The sequence below is a fragment of the Leisingera sp. F5 genome, from assembly GCF_001593695.1.
Map to the genome: position 1 here is coordinate 1 of NZ_LUKH01001177.1, position 1,211 is coordinate 1,211.

Genomic DNA, 1,211 nt, shown 5'->3' on the forward strand with positions numbered 1-1,211 from the left:
TATCGAAATGCTGACCGAGGATCACTCGGCTGTGGCAGAATTTGTGCTGGCTGGAAAAATGACATGGGACGAGGCGGAACAGCATCCGCAATCCAACGCGATCACCCGAGCTGTGGGTGTTGGGGAAGAGCTGGAAATCGACAAGATCCGCGGTGACACGGAACCTGGAGACCGCTTCCTGATCTGCTCGGACGGGCTGACAAAATATGCCACGTTCCAGATCCTGCAGGACGCGCTGACCGGCACACCGCTGGAGACCGTTGGTGATCAGCTGATCCAGATCGCGCTGAACGGGGGCGGCGCGGACAATATCACTGCTGTGGTGATTGACGTGATGTAGCGCAACCGTTTCCCTGCGAGGGAAACGGTCCGGAAAACACGTGTTTTCCGAGCCGGAATTTTCGCAAAATTCCGGTTTCCTGATCAGGGTTTGGCAGTGACCAGGATCCGGCTGTCCAATGACCGGATGCGGCTGGAATCGGCCTCGTAGCTGGCCTGCAGCGCTTCGGCAAAACCCACCGCGCTTTCGGAGGTCGGGCGCATGCCGTCAAACAGCGGTTCTGAGGAATGCAGGACCACCACCTTGCTTTTGCCAAGGGTGCTGTCATCAACCTTGAAAGCAATGCCGCCGCCGGTGGCGGATTCTTCCAGACTATAGGCGACTCGCACGGGAACCGCACCGGCGGTACCATCCCGCAGACTGGCGACGGCATTGTCTTCGCGCGAGATGTTGGGCAGCAGGTGGAACACATTGCCGGAAACATCCAGTATCGACACGGTCAGGTAACCCTCGGTCACATCATCCGGCAGCACGATATCGATGACCGGGTTTTCGCCGACAAAGAAACGGCCTGATGGGTTGGGTTCCACCGTTGTCCCGCCAACAGCAAATGCCACTTCGGCGCCGCCGGAAGGGGCTTTGGGCAGATGCTGTTCGACAACACAAAGCGCGTCGTTCAGCACCTCCACATCCAGTACCACCTGGCGTTCATGGGCCAGCGCGCGCAGCGCATCAAACAGTTCCAGCCGGGTGGCGGTGCTGGCGACGCGGCCGCTGATCAGCACCGGGTCGCTGGGCGCGTAACCGTCGTAATGGCCATTGCCGTCACGCAGCAGCGGGCCGCAATCGGCAAAAGTCTCCATCACCGCCTTGACCTCGGCCACCGGCAGCATCGGCAGCTCAAACCGGATCTCGGCCTTGCCTTCCAGGG

Annotated in this window: 1 protein-coding gene and 1 pseudogene; one reads left to right on the top strand and one right to left on the bottom strand. The window is 60.3% G+C overall.

Going from position 1 to position 1,211, the window contains the following annotated elements:
• Window positions 1-340 (top strand): PP2C family serine/threonine-protein phosphatase (locus tag A2I95_RS39910; RefSeq protein WP_367153218.1); only part of this gene is annotated, 340 nt, incomplete at its 5' end.
• An 83-nt stretch (window positions 341-423) separates the two neighbouring features.
• Here the strand turns inward: A2I95_RS39910 and A2I95_RS39915 are convergent.
• A pseudogene (locus tag A2I95_RS39915) lies at window positions 424-1,211 on the bottom strand (serine/threonine protein kinase); the annotation flags it as partial.